The organism is Nostoc spongiaeforme FACHB-130 (assembly GCF_014698475.1).
Classification (GTDB): domain Bacteria; phylum Cyanobacteriota; class Cyanobacteriia; order Cyanobacteriales; family Nostocaceae; genus Nostoc_B; species Nostoc_B spongiaeforme.
The window spans coordinates 1-21,680 of the sequence record NZ_JACJTB010000072.1; the positions used below are offsets into that span (position 1 = coordinate 1).

The 21,680-nt window shown below is 40.3% G+C and carries 15 protein-coding genes, 1 tRNA gene and 1 pseudogene; 6 read left to right on the forward strand and 11 right to left on the reverse strand.

The window, feature by feature from the left end:
• Positions 1-446, reverse strand: a pseudogene (locus tag H6G74_RS29225) (hypothetical protein); the annotation flags it as partial.
• 799 nt (positions 447-1,245) lie between these two features.
• On the opposite strand from H6G74_RS29225, the gene H6G74_RS29230 reads away from it, so the two are divergent.
• Positions 1,246-3,465, forward strand: coding sequence for a GumC family protein (locus tag H6G74_RS29230; protein ID WP_190971068.1), 2,220 nt, complete (start codon positions 1,246-1,248; stop codon positions 3,463-3,465).
• A gap of 75 nt (positions 3,466-3,540) precedes the next feature.
• On the opposite strand, the gene H6G74_RS29235 is transcribed toward H6G74_RS29230, so the two are convergent.
• On the reverse strand, positions 3,541-4,020 hold the full coding sequence (locus tag H6G74_RS29235; RefSeq protein ID WP_190971069.1) for a hypothetical protein: 480 nt from the start codon (positions 4,018-4,020) through the stop codon (positions 3,541-3,543).
• Positions 4,021-4,343: 323 nt separating this feature from the next.
• Here H6G74_RS29235 and H6G74_RS29240 point away from each other — a divergent pair, with 323 nt between their 5' ends.
• A complete protein-coding gene (locus H6G74_RS29240) occupies positions 4,344-5,651 on the forward strand; it encodes a hypothetical protein (RefSeq protein WP_190971070.1) in 1,308 nt (435 codons plus the stop codon).
• Between the two features lie 270 nt (positions 5,652-5,921).
• Here the strand turns inward: H6G74_RS29240 and H6G74_RS29245 are convergent, their stop codons facing one another.
• The 3 genes from H6G74_RS29245 to H6G74_RS29255 form a co-directional block, all read right to left on the reverse strand.
• Positions 5,922-7,067 carry a SpoIID/LytB domain-containing protein gene (locus H6G74_RS29245; protein WP_190971071.1) on the reverse strand — a complete coding sequence of 382 codons (1,146 nt, stop codon included), beginning with the start codon at positions 7,065-7,067 and terminating at the stop codon, positions 5,922-5,924.
• A gap of 169 nt (positions 7,068-7,236) precedes the next feature.
• A complete protein-coding gene (locus H6G74_RS29250) occupies positions 7,237-9,414 on the reverse strand; it encodes a GumC family protein (RefSeq protein WP_190971072.1) in 2,178 nt (725 codons plus the stop codon).
• An 869-nt stretch (positions 9,415-10,283) separates the two neighbouring features.
• Complete coding sequence (locus tag H6G74_RS29255) at positions 10,284-10,730, reverse strand: hypothetical protein (protein WP_190971073.1); 447 nt, start codon at positions 10,728-10,730, stop codon at positions 10,284-10,286.
• Positions 10,731-10,984: 254 nt separating this feature from the next.
• Here H6G74_RS29255 and petN point away from each other — a divergent pair, with 254 nt between their 5' ends.
• The 3 genes from petN (at position 10,985) to H6G74_RS29270 (ending at position 14,970) form a co-directional block, all read left to right on the forward strand.
• Positions 10,985-11,074 carry a cytochrome b6-f complex subunit PetN gene (petN, locus tag H6G74_RS29260; protein WP_083468698.1) on the forward strand — a complete coding sequence of 30 codons (90 nt, stop codon included), beginning with the start codon at positions 10,985-10,987 and terminating at the stop codon, positions 11,072-11,074.
• A 7-nt stretch (positions 11,075-11,081) separates the two neighbouring features.
• On the forward strand, positions 11,082-11,243 hold the full coding sequence (locus H6G74_RS29265; RefSeq protein ID WP_190971074.1) for a hypothetical protein: 162 nt from the start codon (positions 11,082-11,084) through the stop codon (positions 11,241-11,243).
• A 622-nt stretch (positions 11,244-11,865) separates the two neighbouring features.
• Positions 11,866-14,970, forward strand: coding sequence for a GAF domain-containing sensor histidine kinase (locus H6G74_RS29270; RefSeq protein ID WP_190971075.1), 3,105 nt, complete (start codon positions 11,866-11,868; stop codon positions 14,968-14,970).
• Between the two features lie 134 nt (positions 14,971-15,104).
• Here H6G74_RS29270 and H6G74_RS29275 read toward each other — a convergent pair whose 3' ends face one another.
• The 5 genes from H6G74_RS29275 to ilvN form a co-directional block, all read right to left on the reverse strand.
• Positions 15,105-16,208 (reverse strand): hypothetical protein, encoded by a 1,104-nt coding sequence (locus tag H6G74_RS29275; RefSeq protein WP_190971076.1) that lies wholly within the window; start codon positions 16,206-16,208, stop codon positions 15,105-15,107.
• A gap of 235 nt (positions 16,209-16,443) precedes the next feature.
• Positions 16,444-16,515: transfer RNA gene (locus H6G74_RS29280), tRNA-Gln, on the reverse strand.
• A 252-nt stretch (positions 16,516-16,767) separates the two neighbouring features.
• The gene (locus H6G74_RS29285; RefSeq protein ID WP_190971077.1) at positions 16,768-18,171 is read right to left on the reverse strand and encodes a hypothetical protein; all 1,404 of its coding nucleotides are present in this window, start codon (positions 18,169-18,171) and stop codon (positions 16,768-16,770) included.
• A gap of 70 nt (positions 18,172-18,241) precedes the next feature.
• Positions 18,242-18,634: a hypothetical protein gene (locus H6G74_RS29290; RefSeq protein ID WP_190971078.1), complete on the reverse strand. Its 393-nt coding sequence runs from the start codon at positions 18,632-18,634 to the stop codon at positions 18,242-18,244.
• Between the two features lie 785 nt (positions 18,635-19,419).
• Positions 19,420-19,938, reverse strand: coding sequence for an acetolactate synthase small subunit (ilvN, locus tag H6G74_RS29295; protein ID WP_190971079.1), 519 nt, complete (start codon positions 19,936-19,938; stop codon positions 19,420-19,422).
• Between the two features lie 276 nt (positions 19,939-20,214).
• Here ilvN and H6G74_RS29300 point away from each other — a divergent pair, with 276 nt between their 5' ends.
• The gene (locus H6G74_RS29300; RefSeq protein ID WP_190971080.1) at positions 20,215-20,577 is read left to right on the forward strand and encodes a BON domain-containing protein; all 363 of its coding nucleotides are present in this window, start codon (positions 20,215-20,217) and stop codon (positions 20,575-20,577) included.
• 16 nt (positions 20,578-20,593) lie between these two features.
• Here H6G74_RS29300 and H6G74_RS29305 read toward each other — a convergent pair whose 3' ends face one another.
• A complete protein-coding gene (locus H6G74_RS29305) occupies positions 20,594-21,514 on the reverse strand; it encodes an alpha/beta fold hydrolase (protein WP_190971081.1) in 921 nt (306 codons plus the stop codon).
• Between the last annotated feature and the right edge of the window lie 166 nt (positions 21,515-21,680).

Below are 21,680 nucleotides of genomic sequence, written 5' to 3' on the forward strand. Positions count from 1 at the left end.
AAACCGTACCAGAGTGCGGACGCGCTCGTTGGCTCAAGGTCAGTCAGAATCAACCAAGGATCTTTGTAGCCAAGATCCCAACGGGCAAGTAATGTACATTCAACTGGATTGGTCACAAAGCAAATAATTCGACCTGACCAAGATGTTCCAGGCGCAAAAACCACATCTGCAAGTGGATGCCATATATTTTCAGGTGGCAGGCGATAATTTCCTTGATGGTTAATGCGTAAAAACGGATGCCAGCCAGCAGCAACAATCAATTCATAATTTGCCTTTTGAGAGTTAACTTTAGCTATGAATTTTGACACTTTGCTCAAGCTACTTGATTTTGTCATCACTATGCCAAAACTCCATGTTGCCAGTCCTACCACTTGTGGTAGCGTCAGATGTGGCATTTTCTGTGACACTATATTTGTCCATTGTTTGAGGTACTCATTTTTTAGCATTTGAGCCTCTGTTTCACTCTTTGAGTCTGCTTTTATTTTCTGTCGAGAGTGAATGACTACTCACACCCTTGTAAAAAACCTACACCTGTCAGCAAGGGAGAGAGGGGTGTAGGGGTACAAGGGTTTTTCCTTACTTATACCCCTACACCTTTGATTTTGCCTCTCACTAAGTAAGTCCTAGTTGGGTTATGGCAGTTCTATAGCGGTAATCAGGTTAGGACATTTTGAAAGCTTGAATGCCAGGAATAATAAAACTTTTACCTCCTAGCTTGAAAGTGCTGAGGAGCCACTGCGTTGGGCGGGTTCCCCGACTTGAAGCAAGTGGCGTTGCTGAGTAAACACACTAGTCGCCTTTCATCCAAGGCTCGTAAAATCAGTTTCACCGGAACTGCTTTTTGTTGTACATACAAAAGTCTCTACTTAGGGGGAGTAGATAACTTCTACAGAGTCGAAAGTTAAAAAATTCGTGGTGTTTCAGTAAAAATTTTGTATAGCTCAACAGGAATATTCAGCAAAGCCTACAAATTTATGCTACGCAATGTTACTGTATTTGTATTGCGTTACCCTTGACTAAACTGTATTTGTAAAACCTTAACCACAATAGTAAGTGTATGAACTAAGTTCTTCACAATACCTATGTACCTAAAATTAACTAACGTATTAGTTAGTTAGTCAAGTCAAAAATTTGCCAGGGCATAGCAATAGACAAGGTAACTTATAAGCATTTCCAGCATCTCTACCACAATTGCGAAAGTAGTTTTTACTGCATCAAAACCCAGTCGTTTAATTTACAAACACTATGCTGAAGTCAGAAAAACACCCTTACCTGTCACAAGCTAAATCTGCTCAATTTAACAACAATGATGATGATGAGTTGCATATAGGCCAGATTTTTGCCATTTTGCGTCGTCGATTGCTGTTAATTTCTGGGATAACTGCTTTAGTAGCGACAGCAGCAGTGTTAAAGGCAGAAACCGACCCTCCAGTATATCTCGGCTCGTTTGATATTTTAACGAGGCAGGTAACGGGGGAAACTAAGGTAATAGCTAGTGTGCCTCAAACGATTTCTGATGAAGACGCAACTCCGAGTGTTTCGGTATCATCTGGCAAGGGTGGAAGCAACGGTAATACCACAATTCAAGTATTACGTAGTCCCAGAGTACTTGATCCGATTGTGGAAAAGCTTAAGCCCAAATATCCATACATTAATTATAATTTGCTAGTTTCTGGCTTAATTATCGGCTCAGAATCACCAGACATTTTAACTGTCCAATATACGCACCCAGACAAACAACTAGTTAGTGATGTTTCTAAGCTATTAGCTGATGCGTATTTAGCTTATAGTTTACAAGAACGTCAATTAGATGTTGATCAAGCAATTGAGTTTGTTGATAAACAAAGACAGCCAATAGAAGCAAGAGTCAAATATTGGCAAAATCAACTCCGCAATTTACAAGTAGAAAATAATTTAATTGATCCAGCCCAAAGAGCGCAAGAATTAGCAAGTCAACTTGCTGGGTTGCGACAACAGCGCATCGAAAATCGCCTACAACTAGAACAATTAGTCGCCAGATATCAAGATTTGCAAAGAGAATTAGCCAGAAACCCTGGTGAAAAGGCAGGTAATTCTTTGCTGAGTGAAAATGGGCGTTATCAAAAGATACTAGATCAAATCCAAGCCATTGATATTGAAATTGCCCAAAAAGCAGCAGTATATACACCAGATAATCCAGCTATGCTGACGCTAACAGATAGGAGAGCTTATTTGCTGCCTTTGTTAGCTGGCGAGGAAATGCGTCTGCAAAAAGAATTGCAAAGTCAAATTCGGTCTGTTTCCGCCCGTGATAAATTTTTGTATGACAAAATCACAACTCTGAATAACGATGTCAGATACTTAGCTACTCTGACTCGTACCTATACCAATATTCAGCAACAATTAGAAATTGCTAACAGTTCTCTGACACAATTTACTACTAAACAACAAGCATTAGAAATTGAAAAAGCTCAAAAACAACAACCTTGGCGATTACTTGATCCTAAATTAGCGACGGTTAATAAACCAAGTGCAATTTCTAACAATGCCAAGCTAAACTTAGCTATTGGTGGCCTTTTAGGATTGGTGTTGGGTATAGGGGCAGCTTTAATTGTCGATAAATTGAGTAATATTTTCTACACTGTTCAAGAGTTGAAGAATAGTACTAAGTTGCCATTACTGGGAATTGTACCTTTAAGAAAAGAATTAGAAGCAGCACCACAATCAACTTTATCTAGAGGTTTACAACAAACGAATCGGGCTTCGTTCTTTGAAATTTTCCGATCGCTCTACACCAATATTATGTTACTGGGTTCCGATGACCCGATTCGCTCGTTGGTAATTAGTTCGGCGGGCCAGGGAGATGGTAAATCTACGGTAGCTGTACATTTAGCACAGGCCGCTGCGGCAATGGGGCAGAGAGTGTTATTAGTAGACTCTAACCTGCGCTGTCCTACTTTGCACCAGCGTCTGAATATATTGAATGTTCAGGGTTTGACTGATGTCATTGCCCAAGATTTAGATTGGGAAAATGTGATTGAGCGATCGCCAATAGAAGATAATCTATTTGTGATGACTGCGGGGCCGACACCTCCCGATTCTGTCAGATTACTAGCTTCTAAGAAAATGCAGGACTTAATGAACGAACTGCAAAGCAACTTTGATTTAGTAATTTATGACACTCCCCCATTGCTAGGGTTTGCTGATGCTTATTTGTTAGCATCTAACACCAATGGTATTGTTATGGTAGCTGGCTTGGGTCATTTGAAACGTACTGCCCTCAAGCAAGTATTAGAAGAAATTCAAATTTCTGGCACACCCCTGTTAGGGATGATCGCCAACAAATCAAAAGATTCCACACCTGTTTCCCATGACTACTATCAGCAATATTACAAAAAGAGTACCAGTGCTGAAATTGTCGAAGTAGAAACACCAAATAGCGACGAACAAGCTAACTCTGTTTTTAGAGGCATCAAACGACGCTAAAGTAAAGGTTGTCATTAGTCCTTTGTCCATACCAATGACTAATGACAAAGGACTAATGACAACTTCAGAAACTATTTACGCATCCGGCGATTTTAAAGCTTGGTCTAAAACTTGCCTCGCCTGTTCTGCTTTAGCGCGTGCTTCTTGGTAACGCAGATTTGCTTGAGCGAAATTTTTGAGAACTTTAAAACCTTCTTTCAGACGTGTAATTTCTTCTTCGGTGACAGTGTTATCCGAGAACAAAATATCAACAGCTTTGCGAAGTTCTAAGGCTTCCGTGCGAGATTCTTGCACTTTTAACTTGAGTGTAGCTAAATTACTTAACACTTGGACTGCTTGAGTAATAGCATCCTCACTATTGTTATGGTCACTTGTCGATTCTTTGACTTCAATTAATTGTTGCGGGCCGAATCCTTCTTCTAATTCTGTGGGGAGTTTACCCGCATCCATCAGTTCCATCAACTGATCCATTGCTTTATCACGAGCTTTAGCAGAATCTTTGCCAGGAACGGTGATGATAATTTCTGGGCTTTGGGCGAGAGTGTACTGAACCATATTTGAGGACAGAAAATTTGCTGATTAACCAAGCCAAGGCAAATAATTTTAACATGGTAAAAGTGGCGATTAATATCTTTTAGATTGAAAAATTAATTATTCTTGTTGTTGGTTGGGTGAATCAATCAAGAGTTAATTAGCAATCTTCCTAGTACAGATTGGCGTAAATAAACAGACCATAAGAAATTGCTAAAAGGCTTGTGGTATGAATATTCTTTACTTTTTCCTTTTGCCTTTTTACTTTTGCCTTGTTGTACTAGTCTCCAAAAATAAAACTTTATACTAGAGAAATATAGCGTCAATTAAAACAGGAGGGGAGAGCGATGGCTCCCAATCCAGCGATCATGAATGCTGTGGAGCAATTGGGTTATCGAGTTACCATTGGTGATGTCGCCACCCAAGCAGGCTTAAAAATTGCAGAAGCCAATCAAGGTTTACTGGCTTTAGCTACTGATGCTGGTGGACATTTGCAAGTAGCAGAAACAGGTGATATTGTTTACCTATTTCCGCAAAATTTTAGAGCAATTTTACGGAATAAATATTTCCAGTTACGTTTGCAAGAATGGTGGCAAAAAATTTGGCAAGCTCTTTTCTACCTAATTCGCATTTCTTTTGGGATATTTTTAGTTGTTTCGATCGCGCTAATTACTATTAGCATCATTATAATTATCACTGCGGCTAATTCCGATCGCGATAACGACAACCGAGGTAGTAGCGATCGCGGCGGTGGCTTCTTCTTTTTCCCCGATTTATTTTGGTATTTTAGTCCCAACTACTACGATACTTCCTACCAACAAAGGCGACAAAGCAGCCGTCAAGGTAGAGGTAGTGAGATGAATTTCTTTGAAGCGGTGTTTTCCTTTTTATTTGGTGATGGTAATCCTAATGCCAAATTAGAAGAACGCCGTTGGCAAGAAATAGCTACTGTCATTCGCCGTCAGGGTGGTGCAGTCGTAGCAGAACAAATTGCGCCTTATTTAGATGACCTTGGCCCCAGTTATAGACAAGAGTACGAAGATTATATGCTGCCTGTACTGTTGCGCTTTAACGGGGAACCAAAAGTTAGTTCCCAAGGGGAAATCGTTTATTATTTTCCCGAATTACAAGTTCAAGCCAGTCAAAAAAATCGTCAGTCAGTACAACCTTATTTAGAAGAATCACCTTGGCGTTTTAGTCAGGCTGATTCTGGACAAATTATGCTAAGTGCTGGCTTAGGAGTCCTTAATTTTGTGGGCGCTTTAATCCTGGGGAATTTAATCAGAGATGGGATTGTGGCTGCACAATTAGGCGGATTAGTTGCTTTTGTCCAAGGAATTTATTGGCTGCTGTTGGCTTATGGTATAGGATTTTTGGGTGTACCACTAGTACGTTATTTCTGGATTCAGTGGCGCAATCAAAAAATTACAGCACGTAACCGCGATCGCTTGTCTCGCGCCAGACTATTAACCGATCCAGATGGAAATTTACAGCAAAAAATTGACTTTGCCCAACAGTTTGCCACTGAAAAAATCATAGAAAACAAAGATTTAGTCTACACTACCGAAACCGACTTATTAGAACAGGAAGTTCAGAACTCTGCCTCAATCGAAGCTGCTAAAGATGGGGAGTGGGGAGTCGGGAATAGGGAGTAGGGTCAGAAAAAGCTGGGGAAATCAGGATCAAGGGCAGATGGTAGAAATTGACAACCTACTTTCTCCTTTTAATCCATTCCTTGTCCCACTCCCCACTCCCTACTCACTACTCCCTCATTACCCGAATTTCTCACGTATGGGTAGGGAGTGTGGGGAGAGAGGGGAGTGTGGGGAGAGAGGGGGGAAAGATTTCTTCACCATCCTCCCACCCCTCCCACACCTCCCACCCTTCCCACACCCCTGGATTTCTCTCTTGTGAGAAATCCAGGATTACTTTGCTTTAATTGGTGTGAGGGCTACACCTTGATAATAATGACCCAAAATTTGTAGGTGGTTGATACCACGTCGAGCTAGGTTGTATGCTCCCCATTGGCTCATTCCTAATCCATGACCAAAGCCTAAGCCTTGCAGCACAAAACTACCATCTGCACTTTTACTGACATTAAAACGAGTACTTCTCAGCTTGAGTGCAGTGCGTACCGCCTCACCTTCTAAGACTTTTGTACCTTTATCACCAACAATTTTTAAAGCTTTGACACTGCGGAAAGGCGAGTATTTTTCGGGAATGACTTCCTTAACATTGCCAACACCAGAAATTCTGGCGCTAATTTCCGCCGGGGAGAAAGTTTTTACCCAATTGCATTCTTTGATATCTTGATCGTAGTCCTGCACAGCCCGCAGGTAAGGCAAAGCATTTCCCCAGACATCTTCCACATTTTCGGTATGTCCGCCCGAACAAGCATGGAAAACAGAGAGAATAATTTTGTTGTTATAAGTTAGGACTTGTCCCGCCGTAGCATCAACGGCTGCGTAAGTAGAAGGAGACTCACTCATAACTCCCTTGTAAATTTGCCAACGATCAGGACTATCACCTAAATCGTAGATGGGGTTGTTGCGTTGTTTTTCCCGTTCGTAGAGAGCGTAGGTACGAGCTGCGATCGCTTGAGCTTTGAGGGCTTCCTGGGGCCAGCTGCTATTCATTTCGCCACCCAGAACGCTGTAGAGGTATTCTTCCGCATCCACCCAGTTAACTGCCGTTAAACCTTTTTCTGTGGGAGCAACTAAGGTTCTTCCCCGATACCAGCGATCGCCAATATAAACAAATCCTTTACCCGTTGGCTCAATCCAAAATAAACCAGATTGCCACTTATCTAAAGCCACTCCCCCCGGAACTGACTGGGCGTAATAGGCACTCATCGCTGGCAATTGTCCTAGAGTCTTTCCCGTACTATCCTTTACTAAGGCAGCCGTAGAACTACCGACTTTAACTTGATTAACTCCTCTCTCAATCGCCACCCGTAAAATCACTGATGCTTGAGCAGGAGCAACCAAAGCAATCCACAAGAGGATACCCATCCACCAATGCCGGAATTTAAACTGAGAAAATAAAGAGCCTAAAAACAGTTGGAATTTCATACTGATCATCTAATCACACTAGTATCTGCTTGACGCTTTTGGCATCTACCACTCAAGATGAGACAGTTCTCCAACATAGGAGGTTGCCGCCTCCTATCAATTATGCAATGTATTTTTAGTAGGCAACCAAAAAAGCACAGAGCAGAAAATTAATGGTAAATGACTATAATTAAACCTGCTGGTGGCTTCTTACGCCATTAGCAATAATACCAATTAAATTTAAATGGCTCAAAATTTCTTGAGCTTGCATTAAATCACCTTGAGTTAGTTGACCCATTCGTCCTACCATAACAATTTCATGGCAATATCCAGCTAAAATTCTCGCATCGGCTGTACCCAAAATTGGCGGCGCATCAACTAACACTAAGTCATAGCTTTGCTCAAATCCCTTAATCAGTTCCTTCATCCGTTGAGAATTGAGTAATCTGATAGTATCATCTGGTTTTGGCCCAGCAGTCAAAACATCAATTGACGGGTGAACAGGCTGGATATAATTATGAATGTGGTTGCTTGTTTCATCCAGCAATAATAAAGATAATCCCCAATCATTGGATAATTGCAGCATTTTATGTAGATGGGGATACCGCAAATTGGCATCAATTAAGAGAATGCGTCGGTGCATTCTTGCTGCACTAGCCGCCAATCCGAGTAACACAGTCGTCTTTCCTTCACCTGATAAAGCAGAAGTAAACATCAAAGATTTAAAAGGCAAAGGAGACTTAGATATTTGCAGGTTTTGATAGAGAATATCTAAGGTTTCATGACAAGGCAACCAACTGTCAGTTTCGGTAAAATGAGAAGCAATATTGCGTTGTTTATGACCTGAAATATTTGGTAGCCATTTTTTCAAGCCTTTGGGTGCTAGTTTCGGTACAGAACCAAGTAACCGTAAATTAGTTGACTGCTGTAATTCTTTGGTGGAATAAATAGTGCGAGTAAACATACCCCAACTTAAGGCGATCGCAATTCCTAAAATTGGACTCAGTACGAAACCTCCTAACAACAGAGATAATCTGTTAATTCCTGTTAGTTTGCCTAAACTCGGTTCCTCTAATACTTCCCATGCCAAACCGCCTTGGGCAATTTTCAAACCCAAAGATTGTTGCGCTTGTAATAATTGTTCTAGTTGTTTACGTTTAGCCTGTACCTCTGGCAATAACCGATTATATTGTGCTAATAAACTTGGGTATTGGCTAAATTCAAATCTGAGTTTTTGTTCGGTTTCAGCTAAACTTTTTTCGTTAGCTATTAGTCCTAAAGCTGTAGTTTGGACTTGAATTAACTCTTGTAATAATTGCGGATCAGCACCCTCTGTTGGTGCTACGCTATCAGTAGATTGTCTGATGTCTGTTAATAATTGATTTGACTCTCTTTTTAAGAGTACTAACTGATTTTGGCGTTGTTCTTGAAGTTGTTGGATGATGGGAGACTCATTTGTATAACGTTTCTGCTCTCTAGCTAAAGCAAGTTCCGTCTTTTTAAAATCATCTAATAGTGTTTGGTAGCTACTTGATTGATTTAGTCGAGCCGCCATTCTCGCTTTGCGCGATGAAGTAGCAACTTCTTGTTGTAAGTTATTATAGCGGGCTTGGACATCTTGAATTTGGGCGCGGGTGATTTGTAGTTGCTGCTGCACCGCCGCCAAAGATTCAATTAAAATTTTGCTTTGTACTTCTGGATCAAGTAGATTATGTTTTCGGCGAAAATGCTCTAAGTTTTTTTCCGCTTGATTCACCTCTTTTTTCATTTGCGGTATGCGAGCATTAATAAAAGCCAGACCTTTATTTAAACGTTCTTTTTGCTGTTGGATCTGATAATTTTGATAAACTTGCTGTAGTGCTTGTAAAACTTTCTGGCTTCTAACTGGATCTTCATCATTGAAGGTCACTTCTAATATTTGTAAGGGCAGATTATTAGAGATTGTTTTTTCATCTAACTTTGTGATCGAAAGCTTTGCTTGCTTGCCGTGAATATCTTCGACTGTAATATCTGGATATTCAGCTTTTAGTAAAGCTACAGCTTCTGCAATGAGTTGGGGACTCAAAAGCATTTTCATTTGTGCTGTGTAATCTACAACTGGTGAGTTTAATCCCACAACTTCACTACCAGCAAGATTCATAATATTATTAGCTGTGTTACTTGCATTTGCATCAGCAGTCACAAGCAATTGCATAGAACTTTGGTAATTAGTTTTAGTATTAATAGCAACTAAACTAATCACAGACATCACTGTACAAGAAACACCTAATACTAAATAGCGCCGACGACGCAAAATAGCAGATACTTGTTTAATATTAAATTTGTGGAATGGTAAGTTTAGAGTGATTTGCTGTTGATTAAAAATCATCTTAGCCTCTACGAAATATTTACTTATTTAATCGATTCACTAGAATTAAATCCAGGAATATTTTTAGTAATTACAAAAATGTTTGATTTTTATCAAGCAGAAAATCAACTATGTAATTTAATTTGGTAGAGTTTTTTACACTTATGAATCTATGGATTCAATAAAATATTTTTTGAGCGTAAATAATTCAAAGCCAATAGTCAATACTCTCGCTAAATCTTCATTAGAAGCTACTAATAAAGATTTTGGTACAACCACGATAATTTAAAGTACAATATACTGGTAGTGATAAATAATGCTGGTATTACAGTAGAAAAATATATTGCTTGCAGTTTGACTTAAGCCGAGTAAATAACAATACTTAGATGTCTCACTCAAACATGAGTAAAATAAGCTTAATATCTCATATCAGACTTAGTTTGGCTAAGTAAAAAAACAAAAAAATCCCATGTTCAATGTTGTAAAAATACCTTTTACTAACATTTACAAATTACAATTATTGGTATAGAAAAATATAGTAATTAGCTGGAAAAAATATAACTAGTTAATAACCGTGTATTCTATTTTTACGAGCGATCGCTAAAAAGAGTTAATTTTTAGTTGTCGTGACTTATGAGTTAAGTGAAAAATTTATAAACTTACAAGATTCTTCCTGGTAAACGCTGAAGTAGCACGTATGAACAAAATTTGGCTTATAAATGTTGGATATCTTTACACATATCTTGTACCAGGCGACTGGAAGTCACGGCTACACAGGCAAAACCCGCCTATGCGGGTTTCAAACCTTAATTTTCTGTTAGTCCGCGCAGGCGGACTTTGTTTATATAGCCGCGATTTCTAATCGCTAGGGCTTGGTGCAAGATGTGAATTTACGTAGAGGGGAAAGTTTTAACCCAGCCTAATTGAATAGCTTGATTCAAAACGATCGCAGCTACAATAAACCACAGCACACTTTCCCCGGCTAACACAACACCCGTCAAACTCCAGTCAAGTTCTAGCTGTGCTAACCCCCGCACTAAACCAAAAGCCATCACCCCACCAGCTTTGAGTTGCGGATTTTGGTCTTGGCGAATGATATAACGGTAAGTAACACCAAACAGTAAACCAGAGAAGATAGCGATCGCCCAACTGATCAACAACTGCCAATCCCACTTCACTTGTAAACTAATCAATATCTCAAAATATTTTGCCAACACCAGAGTATTGAGTAAGCTTGTCATCAAGCAGATAACACCCAACGTTAAACCGCCAATTATCCCAGCTTTGAGAGACTCTAAGCGTTCAGCCATCAGTAGTGGATCGAAAATTCTGTTCATTGTCTCAATGGGGAGTGGGCCCGAATTTCTCACGTATGGGTAGCGGGTGTGGAGAGAGAGGGGAGTGTGGGGAGTGTGGGGAGTGTGGGGGGAAAGATTTTTTCACCATCCTCCCACACTTCCCACCCCTCCCACCCCTCCCACACCCCTGGATTTCTCTCTTGTGAGAAATCCAGGTTCAGACTTCCTCGTATCCAGTTCCAGGTATGATAAATATTAGAGACCTTTTGTAATGATTTGCCAAATTTAAAACTATGGGAATTTTGACATTGGGATGGGTATCACTGTTGGTTGTGTTCACTTGGTCGATCGCAATGGTAGTTTGGGGACGCAACGGACTGTAGGGGAATCGTGGAAAGTCCATTTCTGAGTATTCTGGCATTACTGGCGTTAGTACTGTTAATCGCAGTTACTGGTGGCGTTGGCTACTTAACCTTGGCAGATTGGCGCGATCGCCGTCTTCGGGAAGTCGAAAAACGAGAACAGCGCCGCGCATTGCCCAAAAAGCGATAATGCGATCGCAGTTGAATTATTTTCTTACAGGAATGCGATATTAGCGATCGCATTCCTGTCTTGTTTGCAGGAATTGTAAAGCCAATTGAGATCGCAAACAAAATTTTTCGACTATTTTGATATCAATCAAAACTGCTCTACTAGCGCCAAAATCAACTAATGTAAATCTTAATTTTTATTTTGGACTTACTTTCATTACTTGTTACTCAAATTACTTACTAATCAATTAGCTAAATTGGCATAAAATCTATAAGAATCCATTTTGATTGTTTATATTATTTGTGCAGTCTAGGATGAGGGATCTGTAAAGATTACTTGTTAAGGATACAGATTTTTTTGATAAATCCAATAAGAGTCCTATAATAAGTCAGCTTAGGTAATAAAGCCCAACTATAAATCAACCTTCTGTTAGTTAGAGACTGAGAAGTATAATTTCCTTTATCAAGACAGAGTTAATAATCAAAGCTAAGATGATCAACTTGACTCTTACTGAGTAAATTTTAATTCACGTAAATCATTATAAATCAATTTATCTATAAATCAAATTTTTGACTGTTATCTTTCTTAGAAATTAGGGAACTCTACAATAGAAGACTTTCAATATTTTAAAGTCCTACCAGTAATGGAAAACTCTTACATCATAAAATCAAATTCACAACAAACAGAATATCAATCAGAAAACTCTTTCTCGCCAGTTCAGAGTGAGAAGCAAAAAGCTTTATCTGGAGTTATTGCCAGGATTCGAGAAACTTTAGATATAGATACCATATTTAAAATTACAGTTACGGAAGTTCGACAATTACTCAAAACTGATCGTGTGGGCGTGTTTCGTTTTTATCCCGAATTGGGATGGGAAGGAGAATTCATCTATGAAGATGTTGGTTCCGAATGGGTTTCAGCACTATCGGCCAAACTACGCGATCATTGCTTTGCTGCGGAATTTGCTGGACTATATCAAGAAGGCCGAATTCATACAATGGCTGATATATATCAAGCTAGTGTGAGCGATTGCCATGTCCAGATTTTAGAGCGATTCCAAGTCCGGGCTAACATTGTAGCCTCTTTAATGAAAGGCAAAGATTTATGGGGTTTGTTATGTATTCATCAATGTAGTAATCCTCGCCAATGGGAAGAATCAGAAATTGAGTTTGTGCAACTGATCGCCGCACATTTAGGAGTTGCTTTACAACAAGCCGATTATCTTGAACAAGTAAAAAGACAATCAACACAACTAGCACAAGCACAAGCCAGGGCAAAAGCAGCAGAATGGCAAAAAACCATTGCCATCACGGTGGAAAAAATTCGCCAATCTCTAGATTTAGACAGCATTTTCCGCACCAGCACAGTAGAAATCAGACAATTACTAAATGTCGATCGCGTTGCGATTTATCGTTTTAATTCTGATTGGAGTGGTGAATTTGTCTTTGAATCAGTAGCAGAAGGTTGGATTTCACTGATTGATGAACAGTCAAATCAACCACGATTAAAAGAAAATGTCAGCGAGTGTAGCGTCAAAGATTTAGCCGAAACCCCCATCATGGATACGTATTTACAAGATACAGAAGGGGGAATGTTTGCTAGAAGTGAAGTTTATCGTATTTGTTGTGATATTTATGATTATGGTTTTACCGACTGTTACATCAAACTTTTAGAAAGTTATCAAGCCAGAGCTTATGTGATTATTGCCATTTACCACGGTCAAAAACTATGGGGTTTACTGGCAGTTTATCAAAACTCCGGTCGCCGCGATTGGCAAGAAGATGAAGTCTATTTACTCACCCAAGTTAGTACTCAACTAGGTGTCGCCTTACAGCAAGCAGAATTTTTACAACAAATGCAGCTGCAAGCAGCAGAACTGAGTAAAGCTGCTGAACGTCAAAGGGCGCTGGCAAATACCGTCGAAAAAATTCGCCAATCCCTAGATATTGACGCAATCTTTAAAACCACTACCCAAGAAGTGAGAAGACTTTTGGATGTGGAAAGAGTCGCAATTTATCGCTTTTACCCTGACTGGAGTGGTGAATTTGTTGCAGATTCCATTGTGGATGGTTGGACACCAGTTGTTAAACCCCAGCCAGTGACAGAACGTGTCTTATTAAAAGAAACCCAAGCTGGTAAATATCCTCGTCATGAAGTGTTTGTGCCAATATCCCAAGGCGAAAAGTTATGGGGATTGTTGGTAGCTTATCAAAACTCCCACCCTCGTTATTGGCAAGATGAAGAAATCAACTTACTCGCGCAGGTTGGTATACAGTTAGGCGTTGCATTACAGCAAGCAGAAGCTTTAAAACAAGTACAGTTGCAAGCTGAACAACTAGCAAAAGCAGCTGAACGCGAACGCAAAGCCGCCCAAAGAGAAAAAGCCTTAGCTACTACAGTCGAAAAAATTCGGCAATCTCTGGACTTGAATACCATTTTTGTCACCAGCACCAAAGAAGTACAGCGATTGTTAGAAGTAGATCAAGTCACAATCTATCGTTTTCGTCCTGATTGGAGTGGTGAATTTGTGGCTGAGTCAGCCGCCCCAGGCTGGGCTTCAGTCCGCAAACTTTTGAGTGTGATTGCCAATGACTACTTACAAGCAACCCAAGGCGGAGATTTTGCTAAAGGACATACTCTGGTGGTCAGAGATATTTATAACAATCAAGAGGCGCATAAATATATATCTTTGAGTCAATTAATGGAAGCGCGATCGTATATGATTGTGCCGATTTTCCAAGGTGATAAACTTTGGGGATTACTAGCGGCCTATCACAACACCGCAGCCCGCAATTGGAAAGAAGATGAAATTGACTTATTAGTGCAGATTGGTAATCAATTAGGTGTCGGACTCCAGCAAGCAGAATTATTAGAACAAACTCAAAGGCAAAAAGAAGAACTCCGGCACACTCTTGAAGAATTACAGCAAACTCAAAGCCAGTTAATTCAAAGTGAAAAAATGGCTGGGTTAGGGCAATTAGTTGCAGGCATAGCCCATGAAATTAATAACCCAATTAGTTTTATTTTTGGCAATATTACTTATTTACATGACTATACTGAAGATTTATTAACATTACTGCGGATGTATCAGAAATATTATCCCAGAACTAAAGCGGAAATTCGAGAATTTGCCGAAAAAATAGATGTAGATTTTATTACGAATGATTTGCCGAAAATGCTCAATTCCATGACAATGGGAGCAGACAGAATTTCACAATTAGTTTTATCTTTACGCACCTTTGCAAGATTGGATGAAGCAGAAAAAAAACCTGTGGATTTGCATGAAGGAATTGAAAGTACTTTGTTGATTCTGCAACATCGGCTGCAAGCAAATGATAATTTTTCAGGAATTGAAGTTATTAAGGAATATAGTGAATTGCCAAGTGTAGTTTGCTATGCGGCGCAGATGAATCAGGTATTTATGAATATTCTCAATAATGCTATTGATGCTCTAGAAGAGGCTGTGACAAATGGCAAAATCATAGACAAGCCAAAAATTTGGATTCAGACAAAAGTTACAGAAGAAAATACTATTCAAATAAAAATTGCTGACAATGGTTGTGGTATTCCCCATAATCTGCGATCGCGCATTTTTGAACCATTCTTTACCACCAAACAACCAGGACAAGGTACAGGTTTAGGTTTATCTATCAGCTACCAAATTGTTGTAGATAAACATGGTGGGAACATCAAGTGTGTTTCTTCACCAGGAAAGGGTTGTGAGATGTTAATCGAAATTCCTTTGTAAGTATGTTGGTACAAATTAGGCTAAATAGTTATGGTCGTCATTTGTCATTTGTTCTTGGTCATTTGTAATTGCGAAATACACTAGATGTGAAAACCCAACAAATTTTTAATCATGTTGGGTTTCATCCTGTCAAATCAACATTGAGTTTTAAGCTTACCCATCAAGGTATTAAGATTGATTTGGCTAGGCCAGCCTAAAGGAAGATTACTGGAATTGTAGCCGCGATCGCGTAAATCTTGGATATAGCGATTACGAATATAGGTAGTATCAAAGTTACCCAAACCATTAAAATAAACATCTGTTAAATGAGCCGGATCTAAAGCCATTTCACCTCTGTAAACTGCACCATCATTGGAATCATCCCAACCCCAAGGTGTATTGGCAGAATTATCGCTACAAGTTGGTAAGCCAGCACCACAACCACCGCTAGAATCTCCTCTGAAGGTTCCCCAGTTGGCATAAGTTATCCCTGTAGAACTAGAGGCTTGATTTAATTGATTTTGCCACAAACCACCAGTAGCAAAGACATCAATTAACGAATACAGTACATTGCGATCGTTCCCCGATGCGGGTACTTCCGCAATAGTTGTAGAAGGATAGTAGATAATTCCATCTTCACTGCTGGCTCCACTAAAATTGCCGGCGTAAGGCCAAGCTTTCAAGCCATGTCCTTTGGCTTCCTGAGTCGTCAACGGATGCAGAGAACCATTATAACTACTCAGAGTCAGGGTTCCATCAATACTTTCGGAACCATTTGTCAAAGGACTACCACTTGGCGTAAAAGAATAAAAGTTGGTATGGAAGACAGTAACAACACCTTCGAGTTTGCCATAAGTAGAACTATCCTTACGCACGATCGCCAGTAAACCTTCTAAATCATTTTCATGTTCTTGATCAAAGGGAGTATCAGTCCAATCTTGGGGATGGAAAAAAGAATAGGTGATAAATCTGTGAGTACAAGTCTCAGCCACAGAATAATACGCATAAGCATTTAAGGGATAAGCCGCCAGATTATCCCAATTATTTGTTCCTCGCCAATCTCCGTCATAGTTAAACCGCGTAATATAGTCACCGCTATATTTGGTACTGTCCGTATCTTGATAGTGAATCGGCGCATGATAAGCCGCTAAATCTAAATCTGTGGGAGTTTGGGCAATTCCTTTCAACTCTGTTAAAGTCCCAAAGACAATTGCTACCATCATCCCCATCGCCATCAGCAAAACTTTTTTCCAAATCATCTGTTTTCACCCTGGATGATCAATCAAACTCAGGATGACAGCAGATATTTAAGAACTGATTTGAATCAAGTTAAAAATATCTAAAAATACAGGAGAATAGCAAGCAGTTAATGGTAGAACAATAAAAGCTAAAGCCCCTATGTACCATCACATCAGCAAAAAGTTGTTGCCTGAATAAGATTCAGTCAGAAATTTTAAAAACAAAAAAAGGTAGAAAAATCTACCTTTCTAATTACTGGGGCGCTAGGATTCGAACCTAGGGATGGCGGGACCAAAACCCGCTGCCTTACCACTTGGCTACGCCCCATCGCTTCACCTCTGTTAATATAGCAGTCCGAGGTGGGTGAGTGTCAAGTGTTTTGCTAGGAAATTTTGGAAAAACTAGGACTGACGCACCAAGATTGTCTGTTAAGAATTGGTGTAAGGGCTTCGCCGTGAACGCCAGAGGAACGGTGTAGGAGAGTGTAAGGCTTTAAGAGTTTTTATTCACCTACCTACACACAAACTTCCATCCCCCTTGTCTCCCTTGTCTCTTCTGTTCGCTAAATCCTATTTCCGCTTACTTCACCCTGTCTTCTAGAGGAAAACTGTACCAGCTATACCAGTGACGAACTGCTAACCACACAGCTGACAGTAAAGCTGCTCCACTTAAAGTTAAACCACTAAATGGAACTAACAATCCAAACACAGGTAATACCGCCCCAGCAATCGAACAGATAATAACTGCAATAGCAGCGATGCGGTTTGAGCCTAATCCCCAACTTAACGTGAGGAAAATCAGGGAAATCATTGTCCAGGCTAGTTCAGGATTCATGAAGCGAGCCAGGTAGGTCAAGGTTAAAATGCAAGCAAAGAACATCCCAGATGCGATCGCCACATTTTTCAAGCTTATGGGTACTGATAAATATAACAGCAAGATCCACCAGAGAAATATTGCTGGTGCTAATAATAACAACCTGGGTATAATCCCCGTATTACGGATAGGCGCAGCGTTGGTGAAAACGCCAAAGGGATTTTTCACCGCAACATTGTCATTGAATATCCAACTATACCGAGTGCTACGACCATCAGCTTTAATTTCATTAGGTACAATTCCACTCGCAAATTCCACAGGCGCAAAATTAGCCGTTGCTGTCAGGCGAAAATTGGTCAGCATTTGTCCCGTAGCATTGTAAACCCAGCGCGGCCCACTTTGAGCTTGATAGGTAACGCGAAAGTTAGCAGTTTCCCCTGGCGACAAACGAAAGGGGAATCCATAGTCCCCAGGGTTAGGCGGTTCCAGTCGAGTACCAGAACGTTCTACTTTGTAGTTAGCCAGCAGTGAATAGCCGTCTGGTGGTGGTGCTTCAAAGAAAAAACTTTGATTATCTTTGAGTCGATTGACGACTTTATAATCTGCACTGTAATCTATGCGATAAACGGCACTACGACCTTGCACATCGGTATTCTGCTCAAGTTTGACTTGAATCTGCGATCCTGCCAAGGACAGAAACCGGGTAACTTCCCTTGTATCATTGACCTTGACGATTTTGCCGTTGACTTGGTTGTTATAGGTGAATGGCTCTTGAATTACATAGCGGATTTGGGGTGCGACTTGCTCTAATTTATCCCCATCCACTGTTTGAGCAACTTGCACAACTTTGGCTTGTTCCCAGTGATGATAGCGATTACCTAAAGTTGAACAAAGGAAAAATCCGACTACCAATAGAACTAATACCAAGGTTAGGTGCTGTAACCCCCGTAAAATTTGGGAGTAATGCACCACCCACTGATCAAGAAAAATGACATTTTCTTGCTGATGGCGACGCAAGGCGAAACTCATTAGTGCGATCGCAACACCCAAAGCTATCACTAAAAAAACTAATAAAATTGAGGCTTTGAGCAGTTGGTTGCCAAACTGGAGTAGTTCTATTGGATGTGTCAGATCAGGTAATCCAGGAATACCCTGATTAGAAGATGACATTGATATTTTTATTACAGAATTTGAAACCCCAGACTGATGAAAACTCGGAAAAGTTTCATTTTATGGATGCTTACTGATTACCTTCTTTACTGGCGCTTTGACAAACAATCTCCATCGAATTAGCTTCGGGAGTTCCAGGTTGTGGTGTAATTTCTTGCTGAGTGGGTTTTTCACTAATTAACTGGCCGTCTGCACTGTAGTTAGCAGCCGTTTCAGAAAACAAGCGCCCCTCAGCACAAGACGCACGAAAAGTAGTTTTCGTTACGCCATTACCTTGTTTTTGTAAAATCGTATATTCACTTCCTTGCACCGATCCTGCATCTAAAATAATCGGATTACCATCATTATCAGAGCCTACTTGTATATGAAACGCTAACCGGGTATCAGTAGTTTGAGCAATAGCTGTATTACCTACTAACAATGTCATTGCTACTACAACGCCACCAAAGCTCTTTAAAAACATAGACTGTAAATTTGTTGAACTATATATTCTTTTTTATTCATATTTGCTTGATTTTTGGTGCGGTAAAATCACTGGAAAATTTACTGATATAAATCTATTTGTATGCAAAATCGCGCTGTTTTTAGCCGTTAAATTGACTTTTTGATACATCTGAAATCAATTCAAGTTAAGTTTTTTTACGCAGTTTCACATAATAAAAAAACCGTAGGGGAACTGCTACGGTTTTCTATGTAGATTACTGAACTCTAACCCTATTTAAAAAGCTGATATCTTACAACTTCAGCTCTTTACCTAATCTCTAATCTCTTGGGAAACAGTTTAACTGCTTTGGATTCATTCGTCATCACAGTTTTTACAGACGGAATTTAGTGAAAATTTCATCAATGACCACCGTGAATTTGTGTTGATTGTGTGAACTGTATGTGTTTATATTAAGACTGTTTTAAGTATTAATACTACTCGTTATTAATTTAAGTATACTTATCTAAGTAATTTTTCCGCAAAAATGTTAAATTAAAAACAAAAAAATTCCGTGAACAACTATCAAAAAAGATTTGTAGTCCAGGTATTTCAGTAGAAAACACGCCGAATAATATTGTGGCAGAGAGAAGAGGACAAGGAACAGGGAGCAGGGAAATTGGGGAAATATTCTCCCTGTTCCCATACCTCTTTTGATCTAAAGCATGAAAAAACCCCGCCAAATTGCCGGGGTAATAGCTGCGATAATTTTTGGGGTAGTTTGATTATTTAAGCTACCAAGCACACAGCAATGCGATCGCAGAAAATTAGACCTTGGCTTCCAAAGACTTGAGTAACTCAGTATTCACACCAGATTCACGAATCAGGGAGATTTTACCAGTCCGGGCTATTTCCTTGAGACCAAATTTTTGTAGCACTTGGACAATTGCTACCATTTTTCCTGGGTCTCCCACCACTTCCAAAGTGAGGGAATCTTCGGCGACATCTACAACTCGCGCTCGGAAAATCTGAGCCAGTTCAATGACTTCAGAACGGTGGCTGCTGTTAGCATTCACCTTCAAAAGCATCAACTCTCGCTCTACACAAGGAGTTTCCGTAATATCCTGAACTTTGAGGACGTTGACCAGCTTATATAGTTGCTTGGTGATTTGTTCGATTATGCGATCGTCACCAGCGACAACCATTGTAATGCGGGAGACTCCTCCCTGTTCAGCTTGACCAACAGCAAGGCTTTCTATGTTATAGCCACGGCGGGCAAACAAACTAGAAATGCGGGAAAGAACACCCGCTTCGTCTTCTACCAGAACAGAAAGGGTATGTTTCATCTTTGCCAACACAGGCTCAGGTAGCATTATGACTAACGCAAACACTAGCTAATGGCTACCCTACACGTACTGTTAAACTAAATGTTTTGATAAGTGTGATTTTCTATTTTAAACTCATACTTGCACTCACTACACTCTCTACACAGAAGTTTTCGGTAAAACATACCCAAAGTGGCAATCCTGAGCAAGATAAATCTTTTTCTTGACAGATGAAAATGATGAATGAAACCCTTTATCTTCATAGTGTTATGGAATATTCATCGGAGATTAGCATTTATGAGTTGGTTAAAAAGATTATTTGGTTTAGAAAAACCACAAAATGCCCAAGTTAATCCTGCTCCCCAAGCAGTACCGCAAGCTGCTACTGCTGCACCAACAGCAACTCAATCTATCCCCCCAGAACGGATTGGTTTAAATGGCGAATATGACCAAAGCGGTTTAGCCAAGCGTGTCGCCTTAGCATTTGATCAAGACCAACAGCTTGATGATATCAATACCCTTTGGGTGGCTCAGACTGGTTGTACTGTGGTTCTCAAAGGCAAAGTTCCGAGCCAAGAGATTTTGAATAAAATGGTTTCTGTAGCTCGTTCTGTGAATGGAGCAACTAACGTTGACACTACCCAAGTCCAAATAGGCTAAATATGCTGCCTTAATTTTATGGCTGGCGATCGCCAAAACAACGAGTCATCCAATCTAAAATAAATTGGTTGACTTGTTCGGGACACTCATCATGGGGACAATGCCCAACATTCTCTAAGTTGAGTAGTTCTAGTTTTTCGTTGTATTGAGCAAATTGACTAGCTAATATAGGCGGTACAAATCGGTCTTTTTGTCCCCAAATTAACAGCATGGGAATTGTTAATGTTGGCAATACAGCTTTGACACTCGGACTAAAATTAACACCGATCGCCGCTTTAAATAAGGCACTAAAAGCCCGCGCCGAACCTCTATCTTGGGGAGGCCCTGCCAAAATTTCGATTAGTTCATCGGTAATAGCTGCGGGATTTGCATAAGCCAAGCTCGCCCAGCGCCGCAAGACGCTGGGTTGACGTACAAACTTAAAGACTGGCTGCAATATCAATGGGGAAGCCACAAGATTTTTGATGGTTTTGACAACTGGCCGCAAAATCGGGGGTATGGCCTCTTGTTCTAGTGATGGGTCAGGCAAACTCATCATCACAATTCCCTTGACCATATCAGGATGCGCCGCCGCCGCCGCCAAAGAAATTAATGAACCATTAGAATTACCTATCAATACAGCAGGTTTTCTGATAAATGCTTTCCAAAACTCATACACCTGCTCAACCCAGAGTTCGATGCTGTAGTTAGCTGGGGCTTTTTCAGAAGCGCCAAAACCCAGCATATCTAAAGCATAAACCGTATGAGATTCACCTAAAATTTCTAAATTATGCCGCCAATGCCCAATGGAAGCACCAAATCCATGTAGCAAAATCAAAGGCGTTGAATTCAGGTCTGTGTCACTAGGGCGGATGTAGGTATAACGAGTCTGCCAACCTCGCCAAACCCAATCTCGTTGATTACCAACTCGTTGTTGCCAGTGTATCGCTGTTGTCAAGTTTACCTCCATTGATGTTAGGGAGTAGGGAGTGGAGGGGTGTAAGGGTCTAACCTGGATTTCTCACAAGAGAGAAATCCAGGGGTGTGGGAAGGGTGGGAGGTGTGGGAGGTGTGGGAGGATGGTGAAGAAATCTTTCCCCCCTCTCTTCCCACACTCCCCACAC

Coding starts and splice junctions, on each gene's coding strand:
- H6G74_RS29230 (WP_190971068.1), top strand. CDS start 1,246: ATGCTGAAGTCAGAAAAACACCCTTACCTGTCACAAGCTAAATCTGCT.
- H6G74_RS29235 (WP_190971069.1), bottom strand. CDS start 4,020: ATGGTTCAGTACACTCTCGCCCAAAGCCCAGAAATTATCATCACCGTT.
- H6G74_RS29240 (WP_190971070.1), top strand. CDS start 4,344: ATGGCTCCCAATCCAGCGATCATGAATGCTGTGGAGCAATTGGGTTAT.
- H6G74_RS29245 (WP_190971071.1), bottom strand. CDS start 7,067: ATGAAATTCCAACTGTTTTTAGGCTCTTTATTTTCTCAGTTTAAATTC.
- H6G74_RS29250 (WP_190971072.1), bottom strand. CDS start 9,414: ATGATTTTTAATCAACAGCAAATCACTCTAAACTTACCATTCCACAAA.
- H6G74_RS29255 (WP_190971073.1), bottom strand. CDS start 10,730: ATGAACAGAATTTTCGATCCACTACTGATGGCTGAACGCTTAGAGTCT.
- petN (WP_083468698.1), top strand. CDS start 10,985: ATGGGAATTTTGACATTGGGATGGGTATCACTGTTGGTTGTGTTCACT.
- H6G74_RS29270 (WP_190971075.1), top strand. CDS start 11,866: ATGGAAAACTCTTACATCATAAAATCAAATTCACAACAAACAGAATAT.
- H6G74_RS29275 (WP_190971076.1), bottom strand. CDS start 16,208: ATGATTTGGAAAAAAGTTTTGCTGATGGCGATGGGGATGATGGTAGCA.
- H6G74_RS29285 (WP_190971077.1), bottom strand. CDS start 18,171: ATGTCATCTTCTAATCAGGGTATTCCTGGATTACCTGATCTGACACAT.
- H6G74_RS29290 (WP_190971078.1), bottom strand. CDS start 18,634: ATGTTTTTAAAGAGCTTTGGTGGCGTTGTAGTAGCAATGACATTGTTA.
- ilvN (WP_190971079.1), bottom strand. CDS start 19,938: ATGAAACATACCCTTTCTGTTCTGGTAGAAGACGAAGCGGGTGTTCTT.
- H6G74_RS29300 (WP_190971080.1), top strand. CDS start 20,215: ATGAGTTGGTTAAAAAGATTATTTGGTTTAGAAAAACCACAAAATGCC.